This is a genomic window from Psychrobacter sp. TS_SC_6 (assembly GCF_056156305.1).
The window spans coordinates 2,392,834-2,411,898 of record NZ_CM149590.1 but is presented as its reverse complement, the minus strand read 5'-3'; the positions used below and the strand labels follow the sequence as shown (position 1 = coordinate 2,411,898).

The window sequence follows — 19,065 nt, the reverse complement described above, 5'->3', positions numbered from 1 at the left end:
TACTATAAAACCTAACAAGGAATGTAACTTGCTATAAGGCAATAAAAGGGAGACTGAGATGATAACTGACAATGATGATAAAGCCGATGATATGATTCATTTGCGCCGCTCTATTGAGCTTGCTACCGAAGCCTTGGAGGCAGATGATTATCCATCGAATAGCCTTGACTGGCTTACAAGGCTGATTGCTTTTGATACGGTCAGTCGCCATTCAAATTTGGCATTGATTGAAGATGTGCAACACTATTGTGAGCAATTAGGCTTAAGCGTAGATTTGACCTTTAATAATGCCAAAAATAAAGCCAATTTATTTGTCACCGTAGCAGCAGGTGGCAATGCTAATAACAGTGCTGATATCATCAATCATGGTTTGGTGCTATCAGGGCATACTGATGTCGTACCAGTTGATGGTCAAGCATGGACATCAGAGCCGTTTACTGCGACGATTCGTGGTGACAAGCTATATGGACGCGGTGCTTGCGATATGAAAGGCTTTATTGCGTGTGCGCTAACTTTATTGCCAAAAGCGGTACAGTTATCGAGTAGTGGTCAGCTGAGTCGTCCTCTTCATTTGGCCTTATCCTTTGATGAAGAGGTTGGCTGTCTAGGTGCGCCATTAATTTTGGCAGACTTAAAAGCTCGTGGTATTACCCCTGATTATTGTATCGTCGGTGAACCTACCAATATGGCGATGGTCGTGGCGCATAAAGGCATTGCCGTCTATCGCTGCCGCGTCCACGGTAAATCTGCGCACTCATCATTGACAGCAACAGGTGTGAACGCCATCAGTTATGCCAGTCGTTTGATTAGCTATGTTGACACCTTGGCGGAAGAAATAAGCCATCGTGACGATAATGACGCACTGTTCGATGTCCCTTATTCGACATTGTCTGTGGGTACCATACAAGGTGGTACAGCGACCAATATTGTGCCCAATCTGTGTGAGTTTACCTTTGATTATCGCAATCTACCACACATGACACAGGACGATATTCTACTACCGATTCAAGCAAAAGTTGCAGAATTAAGGGCACAGATGCAAGCGCGCGCTGCCGATACCGGCATTGAGCTGATGCAAGAAGAAAGCGTACCAGCAATGACAGATAATGATAGTGCCGAGCTACAAGCATTGATAGCGGCACTGACGGGGGATGCTAAGCGTCATAAAGTTGCTTACGCTACCGAAGGCGGGCAGTTTACTAATAGCGGTATCCCAACGATTATCTGTGGTCCCGGCAGTATTGAGCAGGCGCATAAAGCTGATGAATATGTTAAGTTAAATGAGATTGAGCGCTGTGATAGCTTCTTACAGCGTCTATTAGAAAGTTGTACTATGGATAAATAAACCGCAAGGTTTCGATCGTGGTTGATATAATAAACACTGTCTTTATGGCGGTGTTTATTTTTTCGTTTAGTCAGTTTAAAATAAAAAAGTAGGGGTTGGTTGATGTCTTGGCATCTGTTTGCGGTATTTTTTGCAAGTACGTTTTTTATCTCAGCGACACCGGGTCCGAATATGCTACTGGCATTTCAATATGGGATTAATTACGGAGTCAAGCGGACATTATGGACGCTGGCAGGTCTCAGTCTTGGGCTGTTTATCCTGTTGCTCTCGACACTACTGGGATTGGATGTCATTAGCCGTCAGTCGCCATGGTTATTGACGGTCATTAAAACAATCGGTGCTATTTATCTTATCTATTTGGGCATTGCATCGTGGCGTGATAGTGGCAGCAATAGTAGCTTAATGAATGATGCCAATGCTATGAGCGAAGAAGTTAGCACAGAGTTGGCAACGAGCTCAAATCGTTCTGATAGCGTTCATAAATCTGAGCCACTCAAGCCGCGCTCGCTCTCTAGTGCTGCGGTCAAGATGGCACCTAGTAATGCTATGCTATTTCGAACAGGGATGTGGGTATCACTCTCTAACCCAAAAGCGATTTTATTTTTTGCAGCCTTCTTTCCTAAATTTATCAATTTTAGTGCACCGCTATGGCCGCAATATATTGTGCTTACCTTAGGACTGTTTCTAAGTGAGACGATTTGGCAGATAGTATATACATTAGGCGGCAAAAATCTGGCAGGGTGGTTAGATGTTGGTGAGCGTTTGGCTTGGCTCAATCGTGGTTGCGGAATAATATTTATATTAATTGCTGCCACTTTATTGGCTGATGTGTCCAATAGTTTTATAATTTAAAAGTTGCTATTAGGGCGTGTTGAACATTGGATAGAAATTGATGGCAAAAAAAATAGCGAACGGTTAATCTTTAAGTTCTGACACAAAAAAGATATCGTTCGCTATGCCTCGCACTATGCTCAAAGATGAACACTGGACAAGACTGAAACCTATATTACTAGAACTTAAGATCTATGACAAAGAAAATCTTAGAAATACAGTTGAAGGCGTGCTTTATCGTATGCGTGTTGGCTGTCCTTGGCGGGATCTGCCAGCTTACTTTGGCAAGCCTAATACAATATACAAAGCTTACCAGCGCTGGTTTAAGAGTAATAAGCTGATTGCGCTGTTTGCTTTATTAATCAAAGACGCTGACTGTGAATGGGTATTTATTGATGGTACTCATATCAAAGCGCATCAGCACAGTAGTGGTGGTAATGAGAACACCCAAGCCATTAGTAAAAGTGTGGCAGGACGCGCGACCAAGATTCACTTAGCCGTTGATGCTCATGGCAATCCACTGACCTTTATTTTATCAGATGGTACCACCCATGATGTTAAGGTCGCACCTGATTTAATAGACAAGATAGATTTAAGCGATACAGAGGTTTTATGTGCCGATAAAGGCTATGATTCTGATGCACTACGAGCCCATATTGAACAAGCAGGGACGCATGATAACATCCCTAGAAGATCAAACACGAAGTCCTCTAATGATCATATGGACTGGGACTTGTATAAAGTACGCCACTTAGTAGAAAATGCCTTTGCTAAGCTAAAGCAGTATAGGGCGGTTGCCACTAGATTTGATAAGCTCAAGCAGAGTTATGAGAATACGGTGGCGCTCGCTTGTGCTTATATTTGGCTCAAATTATGAATGTTCAACACGCCCTAGTTATTCCTATATAGTTGAAATACTTTAGAGTCGTTACAGTATTGCTGGTGTAAATTTTTTGCAGCCTCTGGCAGCAATGGCACAGCAAGCAAGAAAAATTTGCACCAGCAATACGTGTTGTATCGATATTACTTTTCACCGACTATAATTACTTTTCACCGACTATAAAGGCTAATCTTTAGTCATAAAAAAGCCGCTTACTATTGAATAGTGAACGGCTTTTTTGATATTTTATTTAAAACAACCATTAAGCTAAAACTGCTTCAATCTCACCTTTTACCATATGCGGACTCACAAATTCAGTAATGTGTACGCTCACAATTTTACCCAACATCTCATCCATTTTATCAACATTGTAAGGGAACATTACGGTACGGGTATTGTCTGCTGTACCAATTAAACAATCAGGATGGCGATTGGCGACTTGCTCAACCAAGACGCGGGTAGTAGTGCCGACCATCTCATGGGTCTTAGCGAGTGTTGAATCAATAATTACTTTTTGGAATTCTGCCAATCGCTCTTTTTTAGTTTTGAAGCTCACATCGTCCGGCAACTCCGCTGCTGGCGTACCCGGCCGCTTAGAATAGATAAAGCTATAAGAATGATCGAAGTTTAACTCTTTTGCTAGATTTAAAGTATCTTGGAAGTCTTGATCTGTCTCACCTGGAAAACCAATAATAAAGTCGCTAGATAAGTGAATATCCGGACGTATGGCTTTGAGCTTATTAATTTGATTGATATAAACATCAATCGTATGGTTACGCTTCATTGCCGCCAAGATCGCATTTGAACCACTTTGTACGGGCAGATGCAAGTGTGATACTAGCTCTGGCAGTTGTGCATAGGCATCAATGATGTCATCAGTAAATTCTAGCGGATGGCTAGTAGTATAACGAATACGCTCAACACCATCGACGTGTGATACATAATGTAAGAGTTCTGCAAAACGGCAAATACTGCCATCGTCTTTTTCGCCGCGATAGCCATTGACGTTTTGACCAAGTAGGTTGATTTCACGGACACCTTGTGCCGCTAAGCTGTCAATCTCAGCCAATACGTCATCAAGTGGACGTGACAATTCTTCACCGCGCGTGTAAGGAACCACGCAAAATGAGCAATACTTTGAGCAGCCTTCCATGATAGAAACAAAGGCCTTAAATCCTTCTACTCTTGGCTCTGGTAAAAAATCAAACTTTTCGATACTTGGGAAGGATACATCCACTGTGCCAATACGGTTTTTTGGGGCAATCTCACGCTGTTGATGCGATTGGTCATATAGCTCTGGTAAACGGTGCAACGTTTGTGGACCGAATACCATATCGACATAAGGCGCGCGCTTTTGAATGTTATCGCCTTCTTGCGAAGCCACACAACCACCAACACCGATAACAAGGTCAGGACGTTTTTCTTTCAATTTGCGCCAGCGACCCAATTCTGAAAAGACTTTTTCTTGGGCTTTTTCGCGAATGGAGCAAGTATTCATCAGCAGTACATCGGCTTCGTCGATATTATGCGTCACTTCCATACCATGTGAGTCACCAAGCACATCAAGCATTTTGCCCGAGTCATAGACATTCATCTGACAGCCTTGGGTGGTGACAAAGACCTTTTTGGTAGCTGCTTTTTCGACAGGAGCTTGTGCTGAACTTAGTTCGTTGAGTGCGGTGACCGCAGGCGTGACAGCAGTAATGTCAAAGGCAGCAGCGTCATCGATGCGGGGATTGAATACAGTAACACTCATAAGGAGAAGTCCATGATTGACCAAAAATATAGCGGGCTAGCCGATTAACAGGTGGCGTATTTTATCACAACCCCGTGCTAATGTGAAAAATTAGCGTCTGCTCATTATTATAAGTAGATGGGATTATTTATAATAGTATCAATTGCTTATCGATGATTATCTGGTTATAACTAGGATGCATAATGATTGATGCCGATTTGTACGCAGTAACACCTTCGTGTTACGCGGTGCTATCCAATTTATTAACGAAAAGTAAAGCTTATGGTTGAAAGTGCAACGAGTATAGTATGATGAATGTCATCCTATTAGCGTCATTGAATAAATCCTGATTTCTATCTGTCTAAAATATCGATTTAGGAATGTATTTTTTAAACCTATATTTTAGAATCATTTGATTAGAGTCACTTTTTTAAAAGCCTTTTTAAAATATTATTTAAGACCCATTATAAAAGAGAGTCAGTATGAAAAAGCCGCAGGTTGCTCCTGATATGATTGATAAGAATATCTATCAAAATGAGACGCATAAGAGTTTTAAAAAAATGACGCTTAAAAAAAGTGCGCTGAGCTTGGCAACTGCAGTCGGTGTTTTGGGCTTTTCGCAAGTAGCTTGTGCAGAATTGACATGGGGCGAGAGCGGTAGTTCTGAACAACAAGACAAATATCAAGTAGAGCGCTATCAACCTGATGGCTATCAACCAAACAGTCAACAAAACACTTCTCAACAAAACAATGCTTATCAACCAGATAATGGCGTGGGTTCATTCACTGCAGCAGCCATTGCGGCAGAGCGTGGCGATGTCAATGCGCTTTATAATTATGAGCAAGCTATGAGTGGTGGCTTATTTGCCATGTATCCTACTTATTGGCGGATGAATGTAGATTTGAATTCGCAAAGCCCTGCGGCAGTGTCGCAGTTTGTGCGCCAGTATCCAGACACTGTCATGGCAGAAAAGCTCGTTGCTGATTTTGCTGAAACCAAAGCGGGTTCAAATGATTATGCAGCCGTGCGTCAAGTGGCAAATCTGATCACCAATGCTGATGACAGTGAGAAGTGCGCCATTGCGCTTGGGTTTAATAATGGCGGCGATACCATGCGTGCTATGGCAGCGAAATCTGATGTCTGGTTGACGACCAAAAAACAGCCTGCCCTTTGTGATCAGCTAGCGCTTGAGATGAATAACAATGCCTTAATTAGCAACCCAGAGAGAGTATCTCGCCTCAAACGTATGCTGCGTAAAGGCAAAACCGGTGATATCATGGCGTTATCTTCGCGCTTGGGGACGCCTATTCCTTATGCGTCACTGAGTGAGATTCAACTTAACCCTTCGTCGTTCTTTAGCCGTTTTGCCCGTGAGCCTGCTAGCCAAACCAATCAATATCTGTATCTTTACGCGATGGGGCGTGTCGCCGAAAAGTCTTATCGTGAGGCGGCGTTGCAGTTAGAGTTTGATATCAAGCAAGACAATCAGCGTTCAGCCAAATTGTTAACCGATGATACTCGCCGCGCAGCTTATCGTACCCTTGGCGTACAGCGCATGAATCATAATACCGATGATGGCTTTAACGTTGAAGCCGTAGACTGGTTCCGTAATAGCTTAGACAATGACTTTAGTTTTGAAGAAGCAGAATATTATGCCATGGCAGCGATTCGCTTTAGTCGCTGGGATGATGTGGTCGAAGCCATCTCAAGAATGGATGCTGAAACCCAAAAAAACAACCAATGGCAGTATTGGTTAGCGCGCGCTTATGAGCAGTCAAATGATGCCAATAAGCGCAATACGGCTAAGAAAATGTATCAAAATCTCGCTAAAAGTAACGAATATTATGGTTTGATGGCAAAAGAAAAAGTTGGTCAACGTTTTGATTCCAGCCGTTTGGGGGGCAGTAATTTACCTAATGTCAGTAGCGCAGATCGTGCTCGCGTCATGCAAAATCCACATTTTGCCCGCGCATTTGCGTTATATAACGCTGATGCCAGCCGAGCTTATGCCAATCGTGAGTGGAACTGGGCGGTCAAAAAAGCACGTGACAATCGTGATGAAAAATTGATCATTGCAGCAGCGCGTCAAGCCTATGATATAGGCTGGCTAGACCGTGCGATATATGCCATTGACAATACTGACAACGTCAATAGCCTTGCAATATCGCATCCGATGCCGCACCAAGATGCTGTAGTACGTTATAGTCAGTCAGCTGGTATCGATCCTGCTTGGGCATATGGCATCATGCGTCAAGAGAGTCGATTTGTAGCCTCTGCGCGCTCAAATGTCGGCGCAAGTGGACTGATGCAAGTCATGCCAGATACTGCAAAATATATCGCTCGTAATTTGGGTGAGACATATAATGCAAGTCGTGCCAATAGCGGTGATACCAATATCCGTTATGGCACATGGTATATGGGTGATATCTTTGGGAAGCTAAACAGTCAGCCTGTATTGGCAACAGCAGGCTACAATGCAGGTCCAAACAATGCTAAGCGTTGGCAGCCAACCTATGGCTCATTGGCAGCGGATCAGTATGTTGAGTCTATTGCTTTTCCTGAAACACGAAATTATGTCAAACACGTGATGGAAAATGCCACCATTTATAGCAGCTTATTGGGTAATGGTCAGCCAATCACTCAGCGTATGGGTACGGTACCTGCCGCATTTTAATTTAAGTAATAGCAAAAAACCATTAACGATAAAAGGTTAATGGTTTTTTTACAGCTGCAATTTTTTAGCTTAACAATCGTATTTTGATGACCAAATTTTTTTAATAATGACAATGGTCAACATAGATGATTCATTTATTGTGTATGTTTACGTTTTTGCTATAGATTAACAGAGGGTTTTTGTTACCATTGCTGGCATTATGAGCGATTTTTTATAAGGCGTTTTTGAGGTAATCAATCGATGCTTTGGGTTTGATTAGCCAATTTGAGTAATACCACTCGAATCTAAAAGCTGATTTTTATCATTACTCAATATTTTATCTTCATATAGTTAAAATATCTCAAAAACGCTACAGTGCTGCTGGTATAAATTTTTTGCAGCCTCTGTCTGCATAGGCACAGCAAGCAAGAAAAATTAATATCAGCAGTACTTGATGTATCGATATTACTTTTCTCTGACTATATAATAAAAAATATCTCAATCTGTCTATATCGTTGCATGTTAGGCATCGGTTAACTCTTTAAACCAAACTGGGCTTGATGCCAAAAAACAGTGATATCAGAGTACGTAAGTGACAATATGATAAGTAAACAGTATAACTATAGCGGTTGGACAGCTTTTAGTATCACCACTTTGCTACTGTTGCAAGGGACAATGGCTATGTCTGCCCAAGCGGCTTATGCGAGTAAGAGTGGTCAGCGCGTGCTGATGATTGAGATGACACCGGCATTATGTAATTTGCAACCAACGCGTTCGCGTATGCGTCAGTGCTTAGAAGGTTATTTTTTGACTGTGTCTGGTTTGGACATGGGTTATGGGGAACGCTGTGGACGTGGTAGTGAGCCGCGTATCACACCGCTACAGCTAAAAGTCGTCAACCGTATTATGCCCGATAACACAGTGCGTACCCAAGCGTGGCAACGTTATGGCGCTTGTAGCCCATTAAGTTCCAGTAATTACTTCCGTCAAATCACTAACTATGCAGGCGCTCTAAAGTTGCCAAATGAGCTAAACACAGGCAATAGTTATACAGTGTTAAAATCTCGTTTTATCGGTCAAATGACCAACTTAAATAGTGGTATGACCCCTGCTAGTGTCGATCTGATTTGTCAGTCAGGTACGCAACGTCAAATGATATTGACGGATGTACATGTCTGTTATGAAGGCAGTAAATTTGGCAATTGTCATAATGTCGTGGACAATTGTGGCAGTAAATTCGTTATTTCAGGCGGTAAATAATACCCCTTTAATCTAGCTGATTATCTCTCCTGTTATATTTTCTTTTGTCTTCTATAATCCTCTCTTGCTATATTTGTTCTCGCTATTTCAGCGTATAAAATGTAACAATATAGTTAGGGATAGGTTTCTTGCTTTACCTAGACGCTTAATAGACTGAAGTGCTACACTAGCTCTCGGTTTATGACTACTATATTAATCGAGTAAGCATTCAGCGAGTAAGTCGCTATCTAAATCGATAATCACCAATTAGAATCGTGACTATCTAATCAATAATTAGGGAGTATTCAATGTCAATGAAACAGCCTGTACGCGTTGCCGTGACTGGTGCCGCTGGTAATATCAGCTATGCTATGTTATTTCGTATTGCTTCTGGCGAGATGCTAGGTAAAGATCAGCCAGTGATCCTGCAATTGCTTGAAATCGCTCCAGCACTCGACGCCCTAAAGGGTGTGGTCATGGAATTAGAAGACTGTGCATTCCCATTATTGGCTGGTGTCGTCCAAACTGATGATGCAACCGTGGCTTTTAAAGACGTCGATTATGCTCTATTAGTAGGCTCACGCCCTCGTGGTCCTGGTATGGAACGTAAAGATTTGCTAGAAGCCAATGCTGCGATTTTCTCAGCGCAGGGTAAAGCATTGAATGACGTTGCAAGCCGTGACGTAAAAGTATTGGTAGTGGGTAACCCTGCGAACACCAATGCGCTTATCGCTCAGCGTAACGCACCAGATTTAGATCCACGTAACTTCACTGCTATGACGCGCTTAGATCATAACCGTGCAATGGCACAGCTGGCTGGTAAGACTGACAGCACGGTTAATGACGTGAAAAAAATGATTATCTGGGGCAACCATTCATCGACTCAGTATCCTGATTTGACCGCTAGTACTGTAAATGGTAAACCGGCGTTAGATTTGGTTGATCGCGCATGGTATGAAGGTACTTATATTCCAGAAGTACAACAACGTGGCGCTGCAATCATTAAAGCTCGCGGCGCATCATCTGCTGCTTCTGCTGCCAATGCTGCTATCGCTCATGTACGTACTTGGGCGTTGGGTTCTGATGAGAACGATTGGGTATCTATGGGTGTCTATTCAAACGGCGAGTACGGTATTGCCAAAGGTTTGATTTACTCATTCCCAGTGACTTGTGCTAATGGCGATTGGTCTATCGTAGATGGCGTTGATGTGTCATCAGATTTCTCAAAAGAGAAAATGGCAGCCACTGAGCAAGAGCTGAGCGAAGAGCGTGATGCAGTAGCACACTTATTACCGTAAGCTTTTAGGCTATTGTCATATTAGGGCTACTTATATTCAGCACTAAGTAAAAAGTCCTCATTTATCATGAGGGCTTTTTTTTGTTCGAGTTTTAGCGTGCTGTCAGCATTATTTATGTTTTATCGATAAATAGCCTACTTATGATGCCTATTTTCGTATAATGCTTAAGGGTTAATACAATTGATAACGTTAGATAAACGTGGATTAACAGCTATTACTATAAAGCTTGCTACAATAATCAGGTTCATTTAAATAATAAGCATAAGTAAATTACCATTTAAGGAGAAAATGTATGTTAGGCGAATCTGAATATAATATGAGTGAGTTATTCGCTCAGCTGGGTCTTGATAGCTCTGATGAGGCGATTGATCATTTTATTGAAAACAATCAATTAGCAAAAGAGGAAAAGTTGATAGAAGCCAGTATCTGGAATGACAACCAACGTATGTTCCTACAAGAAGAATGGGAAAAAGATGCAGCGTGGGTAGAAGTGATTGATGAATTGAATGTACGTTTGCACCCATAAGCGTAAGTTATCAGCTAGGCAATAAAAAATAACCTGATAATAAAACAGCCATTGAAAAACCCACAACTTTAAAGGTTGTGGGTTTTTGTTTATCAATGATCTACTTAAAAGGGTCACTACTTAACCGCCCGTTTGCTTGTTTCGCCATTCAATCAATTCTTGTACATCATGATGAATACCTTCTTTTAGCGCATCCAAACTTTCGTAATGACGTTCTCCATGCAAATAATGCAAAAAACGCACCTGCAAGGTTAAACCATATAAGTCGGCTTGTAGTTGTGGAAAGTGTACTTCCAAACGCCAATCGTGGGTTTTGTCGACAGAAGGTCTAGTGCCGATATTAGCAGTACCAAACAAACTGTGTGCCTGCAAACCTGCTATGCCTTTATGACCATTATCTGCACGTTTGACTAAGTCGATTGGTATAACATTGCCATCACTATCCAGGCTAACCACATCGACCGCAAAAATACCATGTAAGGCAGGCTTAATACGTTTTAGGTCAATATTAGCGGTCGGGAAGTCCATGGTGCGACCAATTTTATCACCGCCAACGACCGTGCCAGTAATGGCATAATCACGACCAAGTAATGCATTAGCCGCATCGATATCACCTGACAATAAGAGATCCCGAATACGAGTGGAGCTGATGCGTGCTGCTTTATGATTATCGTCAGTAATCGTATCTAGATTGGTCACATGCAAACCATAATCACGTAAAAACTGACTGTCGCCGGTACGATCATGCCCAAATTTAAAATCATCACCCAATACCAAGGCTTGTACGTTCAAACGCTGCGCTAAGATATCTGCAAATGCCTGCGCTGATAATGAGCGAAATTCGTTGTCGAAGCCTGCCACAATCAAGGTTTCAACACCATATTCTGCTAGTAACGCTTGCTTTTCGGCAAGGTTGGTTAAACGGGCTGGGGCAGCAGCAGGAGCAAAGAACTCCCTAGGCTGTGGCTCAAATATCATCACGGCAGAGCCAAGATTACGCGCCTTTGCAAGTTCGCGCACTTGAGTAAGCATCGCTTGATGTCCCAAATGCACGCCATCAAAATTGCCAATAGTGAGCACACAGGGCGCTAAAGCTACTGGGTTGGCATTGGTAGGCGAAGCGTCTGAAGACGCCATCAGTTGCTCAAGAAAATAGGTGTTCATAAATGTTCAGCTATGATAGATGAAACCGGATAAAAAATGAAAAACACGTCTGGATATAAAATCGATGTGTTTAAAATCAGCCATTATAAAGTAAAATAGACACACTAACATCCTATAGTCTGCTGATAATGACGGAACGGCACTATCTATTTGACAGCATAGTTACTTTATTGGACTCAAGCTTGTTTGAATGTTGAGATGTCGATTTATAGGATGGTCAAACCATCAACAATGAATAACCCATTATGGAGGTGCTATGTCTGCAATAACAGCTAACCCAAATTCTAAACCTATTTTTGATTGTGCTAACTTGCCTATATTAACAAATAAGTTTGGCGATACATTTACGGTGCAGTATGCGACGGCAGAAGATCTATCTGAAGTTTTAGCCATCTATAATCAAAGTATTGCTGGTAAGCAGGCGACAGCCAATCTAGAACCAGTGACTTATGAAGAGCGGGCAGCTTGGTTTGCAGAGCATATCGAGAGTGCAACACGACCTATCTATGTAGTTAGAATGGCTTTGGAAACAGCAGTTAAAAGCGCTGAACAGATACAGTTATATCCTATCGTTGCTTGGGGCAGCTTTAGTGATTTGTATGCGCGTCCGGCTTATCATATCAGCAGCGAGATTAGCGTTTATATCCATAACGACTATCATGGTCAAGGGCTAGGTAGTTTATTGGTACGCTGGATGTTACAGCAAGCGCCAAGTCTAGGTATTCATAATGTCACTGCGCTTATTTTCGCCCATAATCAGCCAAGCTTAGGACTATTTCGTAAACTTGGCTTTGCACAATGGGGGTTGATGCCTCAAGTCTGTGATATGGATGGATTCATCGCTGATGTGGTGATGCTGGGCAAACGGGTGCTAGATAATGACAATAATATCTAAGATAACTCTGTTTATATTCCTGCTTTAAACAAGCATTTTTTACCCCAATATTTTCCATTCACCATTGATTTTTTGCAGCTCATAAGCCAAAGGCGCAGGCTCACTTTGACCTTTTAGTCTTAGCTCACCTGTGACCGTGGCTTTTGTTTTATCGTTATTATATTTGGTGTCAATAATAGTGACCGCTTCAACTGTCTGCTTAAAGGCAAACTGGGTATTTTTTAACTCTTCAGCGAAATTCTCCATATCGACTTTATAGTATGACGCCGCTTTTTTGACGTCGCCATAATATAAGGTATCAAGCGCTAGTTTCACTGTATTTTCTGGCGTACCTGATTGGGTTCGATTGGTTAATATACTTGGCTCTTTTACAGCGGCTGCGATAGGGCTGATATCTTGACTGACAATGTCGCTATCTGTAGTAGCCGTATCACTATTAGCTATGCTATCAGTCTTATTAACATCAGGAGTAGTATCGACATCATCCGTGCTGCTAACGGTATTTATGGCAGATGAGCCGTCTGTTGTCTCGTCTGTTGTCTCGTCTGCTGGCTGGTTCTCTACCTTGTTATTATCGCTACAACCGCTTATTAATAGTCCAGCACTGAGTAGACCGGTCGCAAAAATTATAGGTAAGCGTTGAGCGGCAAGCTGCTGAGTAGTCATATAAAACCTTAATAGTGAGTGATTTAACAATAAGCCATTATGGCAACTACCAGCAGTATGTACTGTCAATTCTCATATTGCGCTTGTTTTGGTTTGGTAAACCAATAATTTATCTAGCACTTTTAACCATGTTTGAGCTGGCGAGGACGGAAGCCTGTTGCCAATAATACTCCGCCGTAAACCAACGCACCGACCACACACATAATCAGCAGCGCAACCAAACGTTGCCACTGTGCCTTATCGGTTGGAAAGTACGGTAGCATGACATAAAGCACAGCGACCATGGCACTGGTAGAGATTGCAAACTGCGCAAACAGTTTTTTCCAGTGACTGCCAAAACGGAAAATATCACGCTTATGCAAGAAGTAATATAACAACCCTGCATTCACAAATGAGGCACCAGTTGTCGCAAGTGCCAGTCCGCCATGCAATGGAATCTCAAGGAAGTAAAATATCCCAATGAAGATAACACTAAAGATCATATTAGCAAAAACGGAAATAATACCGATTCTGACGGGCGTACGAATATCTTGACGAGCAAAAAACGCAGGGGCAAAGACTTTAATCAACATAAAGCCTAAGATGCCACCCGCCATGCTTTTTAGCGCAAGCGAACTCATTTGCGCATCACGTAAAGTAAATTCGCCACGTAAAAATAGCGCTTGCATGAGCACGTCGGACAGAATAAACAGTGCTGCCGATGCAGGTACACCGACTAAGATAATTAAGCGAGCTGCCCAATCAATGGTCTTTTTAAAACTGACATCGTCTTTTTGGGCTTCACTTTTTGATAAGCTTGGCAAAATGACTGTACCAATTGCCACCCCAATTAAACCAAGGGGTAACTCGCTCATACGCTCAGCGGCATATAGCCACGAGACTGAGCCGCCAATCATCAAAGAGGCAAAGATAGTATTTAATAGCAGATTAATTTGAGTCACCGATACCCCAAAGATAGCAGGTAGCATCAGCTTTAATATGCGTCTGACGCCTTCATGCTGGAAGTCGATTTTGGGCATCACCAGTAGTTTTTGCTGGGATAACTGCGGCAATTGCAGTAGAAGCTGTAATAAGCCTGCGATAGCGACCGCATAACCGAGCGCCATAATGGGCGTCTCAAACATAGGTGCAAAAACCAGCGCGCCACCAATCATACACAGATTGAGTAATACAGGTGCAAAGGCTGGTGCCGCAAAACGTCCATAGCTTTGCAAAATACCACTGGCAAATGCAGTCATTGAGATAAATAACAAGTAAGGGAAGGTGAGGCGCAACAGCTCAGCGGTAATCGCAAACTTATCAGGTTGATCGGCAAAACCGGGTGCAAATAAAGTCACCACCCACGGTGCCATCAAGATAACCACCACAGTCAGCATCGATAAAATTAACAGCAGCGCGCCTGAGGTGCGACTAACTAATATCTGTACTTCTCGTAAGTTGTATTTTTCTTTATATTCGGATAAAACAGGTACAAAGGCTTGACTGAATGCGCCTTCAGCAAACAGGCGACGCAAAAAATTGGGTATCTTAAAGGCGACCAAAAAGGCATCCATCAGGCCACCAGCGCCAAAGACGCCCAATAAAACAATATCACGTACCAGACCTAAAATACGTGACAGCATGGTCATGCTGCTGACCACCATGGTTGAACGAAATAACCGACTTTTTGCCATGAGAACCTATTCTGCTAATTTGTTTGGTGATGGTTGCTTGCTGATTTACGAGAGTCAAAAAAACTGACAGATTATAGCACTTTCATTATCCTGATAAATGGATTGAATGTGGAATATATATCCTGTTATCAAGAACGGCTTTGTCTTAGTTAACATTAAATTTAGGTATCAAGAAGGCTTGCAACCATCTGACGCAATCTCTTCCATTCAAAATAATCACCGGGGTCAGTCTTACGACCGGGTGCAATATCACTATGACCAGTCAGATGGCGACGAGTTTTAGGATAAGCGTCATAAATGGCAACGATGGTTTGAGCCAGAGCTTCATATTGTGCTGCACTAAAGGACACAAAATCTGATCCTTCAAGCTCAATGCCAATGCTATAATCATTACACTCGGCTCGACCAAGATAGCTTGACCTGCCAGCATGCCATGCGCGCTCATTAAAATTGACAAACTGAGTGATAGTGCCATCACGCTCGATGAATAAATGCGCAGAAACTTCAGCACCTTTAATGGTTTGAAAATAAGAATGAGCGTCCCAGTCTAATTGATTGGTAAACAAAGCTTTGACGTAATGAATGCCATCAGCTCCGCATGCACCAAACTCATTAGGTGGTAAGCTGATGTTGTGAATAACAATGGCATTAACCGTAGTATTTTCAGGTCGTTTATTATAATTTGGCGATGCAAGCCAAGTGGCGGCAGATAACTGACCCTTATTAATAGTCATCGATGACGCTATAGACATAGTACTCTCTTTTATTATGGTTATTGATCAGCGAAGCGCAAATGCGTTTTATCATAAATTTTGTATAAATGAATAGCAAATATACTAAGCTCAGTATAAAAACGATACAGCGGGACTGGAATGAATTTTTTGCAGCCTCTGTCTGCGTAGGCACAGCATGCCAAAAAAATTTATACCAGTCCCGCGTCAAAACATGATGTATCTACTTTATTTAGAATCGACTATATATCGTCATCTTGGTACAAAAAAGCGCTACTTAAATAATGCTGCGCAAAAAAATCATAAACAGTCAGCAATATCCTTATAAATCTGATAACGCAATAAGCGTATTATTCTTAACGTGCGAGATTTTGTCTTATGTCTATACGCTCAGTTTCAAATCGTGTTGTGCTAAATGATAGGCCAATCAAAAAAAGCCGATACGCGCGTTTGCCATTGGCGATTGCTGGACTGCTGCTAACCGCGCAGGCACAAGCATTTTTACCAACGCCTGCTTCACTGGTCACGACTGGTGAGCTTGCGCTTAATACCGATGACAGTATCCATAACAACGCTAAAGCCGAAACAGCTGCTGAAATAGACACCAAACAGCTGCTAGCTTCATGGCGTGAGCAGGCTAAGACAAAAAATCTTGCCCAACATACGACATGGCGCCGCTTATTATATTTCTCTGATGAGAAAAAAGGCTTGTTTGGCAAAAATAAAAATATCAGTGCGGTCGATGACGCCAGCTTCTTTTTAAGCCCAAATGGCCGTGAGGATTCAGGTGCTGAGCTTGATGCCATGCTGGTTGCTTTTGCTGAGGAGAGGGCTCATAAAACCAGTAACTCTAAAACTAATCATACTGCCCAAGCTAGTAATAGTAACTCTGTGCTATGCCGTTTTCCAGCGCGAGCAAAATGGCTAAGTGATACCTTAGCTATTGATAAGTCAGCGATGCAGGTAACTTGTCCAGAACTAACCGCATGGATGCAAAAGCTTGCCCCTGAGCAGCTGTCTATTATGTTTGCGCAAGAGTACTTAGACAATCCTCTGTCTGCTTTTGCTCATACCTTGTTGCGTATCGATTCAAAAGCTAGTGTGGCTGATCCAAGCCAGATTCATCATGCTTATGCGCTAAATGATACAGTCGATGGCGATACCAAAGATAACTTTGTATTGTACGCCATCAAATCTATGACGGGCGGCTATAACAATCTGATCGAGATTGACCCTTATCCTGAAAAGCTGGCTAAATATCTGCAAGACGATGAGCGTGATGCGTGGACATATCAATTGGATTTGACCCCAGAAGAAGTACAGCAAATCATATTGCACGTTTGGGAAACCAAAGATTTAAAATTGCCCTATTACTTTACCACTGACAACTGCGCCTCTGAGATTTTGCGCCTGATAGATGTGGTACGTCCAGAGCAGCACTTATTAAGTCAGCTGCCTTATGCTGTTATTCCATCAGATGTGGTACAGCTGCTGAACAAAGAAGGTTTTCTTGCTAGCACCCATTATACGCCGGCTGATAGTACCTTACGCCAAGCACAATTGAACAAAGTCAAACAGGAGCGTGAGCAGCTCGGCTCCCATAACAACCCCAAACAGATGCTTCATGAGACTAAGTCGGCCCAGCTCAATAAAGTTTCGAGCATGTCACCTGACGGTCAGACGTTACTCACTCACCAGATTGCGGTCTCAGATACCAATCCTCTCAATCGACATTCGCTGCAAATGGGCAGTATTGGTATCGGTCAACGCGGAGATAATAATTACATCGAGCTTGGGGCGCGCGCAGGCTATCACGATACCCTTGATCGTCCGTCTGGTTTTCCGCAGTTCTTTGATTTAGAAGGTGCTTCTGCGACTGTACGTTTGTATGACACAGATAATGATAAAGCCAATCAGCCAAAAAGTGTGGTGTTACAGAATTTTACGTTAATTAAAGGGCGTTCTTTCAATCCGGTCAATTCTGCTAAGAAGGGCAAAACCTGGGGCGCGAGTATAGAGGCCACGCGTGTAAACGATGGCTCGCAGCAAGACGGTACCGACCATTTAGTTGGTAGCTTGGGCTATGAGTCTGGTTGGTCATGGGCATTTGGTACGCCTAGTGCAGGTACAGGCGAGATGCCGCCGCAGCTTTGTTATACCTTTTTTGCAGGTACCGTGCAAACGGGGCGTGGTATTAATAAAGGCTTTCGTGTCGGCGCAGGCGTAAACGCTGGCTGCCGTTATCAGATTAACAATCAGTTACGTGCGCAGGCTGAATTGCAATTGCCATATTGGTATCATGGCAACAGCGACGACTCTAATGTGCGCGGTCACTATTGGCAGCCGATATCAAGCTTAGGGCTACAATATGATATTGATAAAAAGCAGGCATTACGTATCAATGCCAATTATGAATGGCAAGATCGCATTGATGCCAATGACGATGTACAGCTGTCATATCGACGTTATTTTTAAGTAGCCACCAATATTTTTAGCAGCATCTTCAAAGGTAGGCAGGAATTATGATGAATACGCACAATATACTGATTATCGGTCAAGGTGACATTGGATTAGCAGTGACCAATAAGCTTGCTCAAGACGGTGTTTGCGTCACAGGATTGGCACGTCGTGAACGTCAAAATTACGTATTGAGCGATCATGCCAAGTTTATGCAAGCAGATGCGTTGACGATTAGCGCTGAGCAACTACAAGACTTTACTCATATTGCTATCATCGTCACCCCTGATGAGTACTCAACCAGTGGTTATCACAACAGCTACTTGGCGATTAACCAGCATTTAGCGTTGCTTGCGGATAAATTATCCAATCTTCAGCGCATTGTTTTTATTTCTTCAACTGGTATCTATGGGCAAGATAATGGTCAATGGATTGACGAAGATACTATACCAATGTTGCCTAAACGCGAAGCATCACAGGTCATATTGCAGGCAGAGCAGGTACTGCAACAAGGTTTTGATGATAGAGCCATTATCATCCGCCCAAGTGGTATTTATGGACGCGAGCGCTTAATGCGTGTGCGTAAAGCCAAAGAGTCAGAAAAACAGCCAATAGCAGCTGGCGCATGGACCAATCGCATTATGGACTCTGATTTGGTGAATATTGTTGCCAAGGTATTGACGATAGAGGTATCAAAGCCTGTATATATTGCAACCGATTATCTACCAGTAACTTCCTTTACGCTGACCACTTGGCTATGTGAGCAACTGGGCGAAGCGCTGCCAACACGTGACGATAAAAATAGTGCCATGACCGGAAAACGCTTGCATAGCAATATTCCGTTAGCGTGGCTGACGTATCCTGATTGGCAAAGCGGTTATCAAGATATTTTGAGTCATCAAGAGTGATAGAGTCGCTATAGCACTGAAATACGTTTTCTAATATGTTGTTTACGGGTGCCTTTATAAGAA

At 42.6% G+C, this 19,065-nt stretch carries 15 protein-coding genes; 10 read left to right on the top strand and 5 right to left on the bottom strand.

The annotated features are described in order from the left end of the window. The first annotated feature begins 91 nt into the window (after positions 1-91). From argE to AC0J5Y_RS10220, 3 genes are all read left to right on the top strand, one after another. The gene (argE, locus tag AC0J5Y_RS10230) at positions 92-1,345 is read left to right on the top strand and encodes an acetylornithine deacetylase (protein WP_475132156.1); all 1,254 of its coding nucleotides are present in this window, start codon (positions 92-94) and stop codon (positions 1,343-1,345) included. 102 nt (positions 1,346-1,447) lie between these two features. Continuing rightward, positions 1,448-2,197, top strand: coding sequence for a LysE family translocator (locus AC0J5Y_RS10225; RefSeq protein WP_475130584.1), 750 nt, complete (start codon positions 1,448-1,450; stop codon positions 2,195-2,197). A gap of 103 nt (positions 2,198-2,300) precedes the next feature. Continuing rightward, positions 2,301-3,053: an IS5 family transposase gene (locus AC0J5Y_RS10220; protein WP_475130150.1), complete on the top strand. Its 753-nt coding sequence runs from the start codon at positions 2,301-2,303 to the stop codon at positions 3,051-3,053. A gap of 265 nt (positions 3,054-3,318) precedes the next feature. On the opposite strand, the gene miaB is transcribed toward AC0J5Y_RS10220, so the two are convergent. After that, complete coding sequence (gene miaB, locus AC0J5Y_RS10215) at positions 3,319-4,812, bottom strand: tRNA (N6-isopentenyl adenosine(37)-C2)-methylthiotransferase MiaB (protein WP_475130583.1); 1,494 nt, start codon at positions 4,810-4,812, stop codon at positions 3,319-3,321. A 461-nt stretch (positions 4,813-5,273) separates the two neighbouring features. On the opposite strand from miaB, the gene AC0J5Y_RS10210 reads away from it, so the two are divergent. The 4 genes from AC0J5Y_RS10210 (at position 5,274) to AC0J5Y_RS10195 (ending at position 10,508) form a co-directional block, all read left to right on the top strand. Continuing rightward, positions 5,274-7,466, top strand: a complete 2,193-nt coding sequence (locus AC0J5Y_RS10210; RefSeq protein ID WP_475130582.1) for a lytic transglycosylase domain-containing protein — start codon at positions 5,274-5,276, stop codon at positions 7,464-7,466. A gap of 579 nt (positions 7,467-8,045) precedes the next feature. After that, positions 8,046-8,705: a ribonuclease T2 gene (locus tag AC0J5Y_RS10205; RefSeq protein ID WP_475130581.1), complete on the top strand. Its 660-nt coding sequence runs from the start codon at positions 8,046-8,048 to the stop codon at positions 8,703-8,705. A 287-nt stretch (positions 8,706-8,992) separates the two neighbouring features. After that, positions 8,993-9,982: a malate dehydrogenase gene (locus tag AC0J5Y_RS10200; RefSeq protein ID WP_475130580.1), complete on the top strand. Its 990-nt coding sequence runs from the start codon at positions 8,993-8,995 to the stop codon at positions 9,980-9,982. A 292-nt stretch (positions 9,983-10,274) separates the two neighbouring features. Then, positions 10,275-10,508, top strand: a complete 234-nt coding sequence (locus tag AC0J5Y_RS10195) for a DUF2789 domain-containing protein (protein ID WP_475130579.1) — start codon at positions 10,275-10,277, stop codon at positions 10,506-10,508. Between the two features lie 120 nt (positions 10,509-10,628). Here AC0J5Y_RS10195 and ribF read toward each other — a convergent pair whose 3' ends face one another. Continuing rightward, positions 10,629-11,645: a bifunctional riboflavin kinase/FAD synthetase gene (gene ribF / locus AC0J5Y_RS10190; protein WP_475132155.1), complete on the bottom strand. Its 1,017-nt coding sequence runs from the start codon at positions 11,643-11,645 to the stop codon at positions 10,629-10,631. A gap of 283 nt (positions 11,646-11,928) precedes the next feature. Between ribF and AC0J5Y_RS10185 the strand changes: the two genes are divergently transcribed. Beyond that, the gene (locus AC0J5Y_RS10185) at positions 11,929-12,567 is read left to right on the top strand and encodes an N-acetyltransferase family protein (protein ID WP_475130578.1); all 639 of its coding nucleotides are present in this window, start codon (positions 11,929-11,931) and stop codon (positions 12,565-12,567) included. A 39-nt stretch (positions 12,568-12,606) separates the two neighbouring features. On the opposite strand, the gene AC0J5Y_RS10180 is transcribed toward AC0J5Y_RS10185, so the two are convergent. The 3 genes from AC0J5Y_RS10180 to ampD form a co-directional block, all read right to left on the bottom strand. Next, positions 12,607-13,233 carry a nuclear transport factor 2 family protein gene (locus tag AC0J5Y_RS10180; protein ID WP_475130577.1) on the bottom strand — a complete coding sequence of 209 codons (627 nt, stop codon included), beginning with the start codon at positions 13,231-13,233 and terminating at the stop codon, positions 12,607-12,609. A gap of 122 nt (positions 13,234-13,355) precedes the next feature. Next, positions 13,356-14,906: a murein biosynthesis integral membrane protein MurJ gene (gene murJ, locus AC0J5Y_RS10175; protein WP_475130575.1), complete on the bottom strand. Its 1,551-nt coding sequence runs from the start codon at positions 14,904-14,906 to the stop codon at positions 13,356-13,358. A gap of 161 nt (positions 14,907-15,067) precedes the next feature. Beyond that, positions 15,068-15,658 carry a 1,6-anhydro-N-acetylmuramyl-L-alanine amidase AmpD gene (gene ampD, locus AC0J5Y_RS10170; RefSeq protein WP_475130574.1) on the bottom strand — a complete coding sequence of 197 codons (591 nt, stop codon included), beginning with the start codon at positions 15,656-15,658 and terminating at the stop codon, positions 15,068-15,070. Between the two features lie 357 nt (positions 15,659-16,015). On the opposite strand from ampD, the gene AC0J5Y_RS10165 reads away from it, so the two are divergent. Together AC0J5Y_RS10165 and AC0J5Y_RS10160 are read left to right on the top strand one after the other, a co-directional pair. After that, positions 16,016-18,112 carry an Lnb N-terminal periplasmic domain-containing protein gene (locus AC0J5Y_RS10165; protein WP_475130573.1) on the top strand — a complete coding sequence of 699 codons (2,097 nt, stop codon included), beginning with the start codon at positions 16,016-16,018 and terminating at the stop codon, positions 18,110-18,112. A gap of 50 nt (positions 18,113-18,162) precedes the next feature. After that, positions 18,163-19,002, top strand: coding sequence for an SDR family oxidoreductase (locus AC0J5Y_RS10160; protein ID WP_475130572.1), 840 nt, complete (start codon positions 18,163-18,165; stop codon positions 19,000-19,002). The last annotated feature ends 63 nt before the right edge of the window (positions 19,003-19,065 follow it).

Bases quoted from the DNA above. Each gene is read 5' to 3' on its own strand.
- argE (WP_475132156.1), top strand. From the start codon at position 92: ATGATTCATTTGCGCCGCTCTATTGAGCTTGCTACCGAAGCCTTGGAG.
- AC0J5Y_RS10225 (WP_475130584.1), top strand. From the start codon at position 1,448: ATGTCTTGGCATCTGTTTGCGGTATTTTTTGCAAGTACGTTTTTTATC.
- AC0J5Y_RS10220 (WP_475130150.1), top strand. From the start codon at position 2,301: ATGCCTCGCACTATGCTCAAAGATGAACACTGGACAAGACTGAAACCT.
- miaB (WP_475130583.1), bottom strand. From the start codon at position 4,812: ATGAGTGTTACTGTATTCAATCCCCGCATCGATGACGCTGCTGCCTTT.
- AC0J5Y_RS10210 (WP_475130582.1), top strand. From the start codon at position 5,274: ATGAAAAAGCCGCAGGTTGCTCCTGATATGATTGATAAGAATATCTAT.
- AC0J5Y_RS10205 (WP_475130581.1), top strand. From the start codon at position 8,046: ATGATAAGTAAACAGTATAACTATAGCGGTTGGACAGCTTTTAGTATC.
- AC0J5Y_RS10200 (WP_475130580.1), top strand. From the start codon at position 8,993: ATGTCAATGAAACAGCCTGTACGCGTTGCCGTGACTGGTGCCGCTGGT.
- AC0J5Y_RS10195 (WP_475130579.1), top strand. From the start codon at position 10,275: ATGTTAGGCGAATCTGAATATAATATGAGTGAGTTATTCGCTCAGCTG.
- ribF (WP_475132155.1), bottom strand. From the start codon at position 11,645: ATGGCGTCTTCAGACGCTTCGCCTACCAATGCCAACCCAGTAGCTTTA.
- AC0J5Y_RS10185 (WP_475130578.1), top strand. From the start codon at position 11,929: ATGTCTGCAATAACAGCTAACCCAAATTCTAAACCTATTTTTGATTGT.
- AC0J5Y_RS10180 (WP_475130577.1), bottom strand. From the start codon at position 13,233: ATGACTACTCAGCAGCTTGCCGCTCAACGCTTACCTATAATTTTTGCG.
- murJ (WP_475130575.1), bottom strand. From the start codon at position 14,906: ATGGCAAAAAGTCGGTTATTTCGTTCAACCATGGTGGTCAGCAGCATG.
- ampD (WP_475130574.1), bottom strand. From the start codon at position 15,658: ATGTCTATAGCGTCATCGATGACTATTAATAAGGGTCAGTTATCTGCC.
- AC0J5Y_RS10165 (WP_475130573.1), top strand. From the start codon at position 16,016: ATGTCTATACGCTCAGTTTCAAATCGTGTTGTGCTAAATGATAGGCCA.
- AC0J5Y_RS10160 (WP_475130572.1), top strand. From the start codon at position 18,163: ATGAATACGCACAATATACTGATTATCGGTCAAGGTGACATTGGATTA.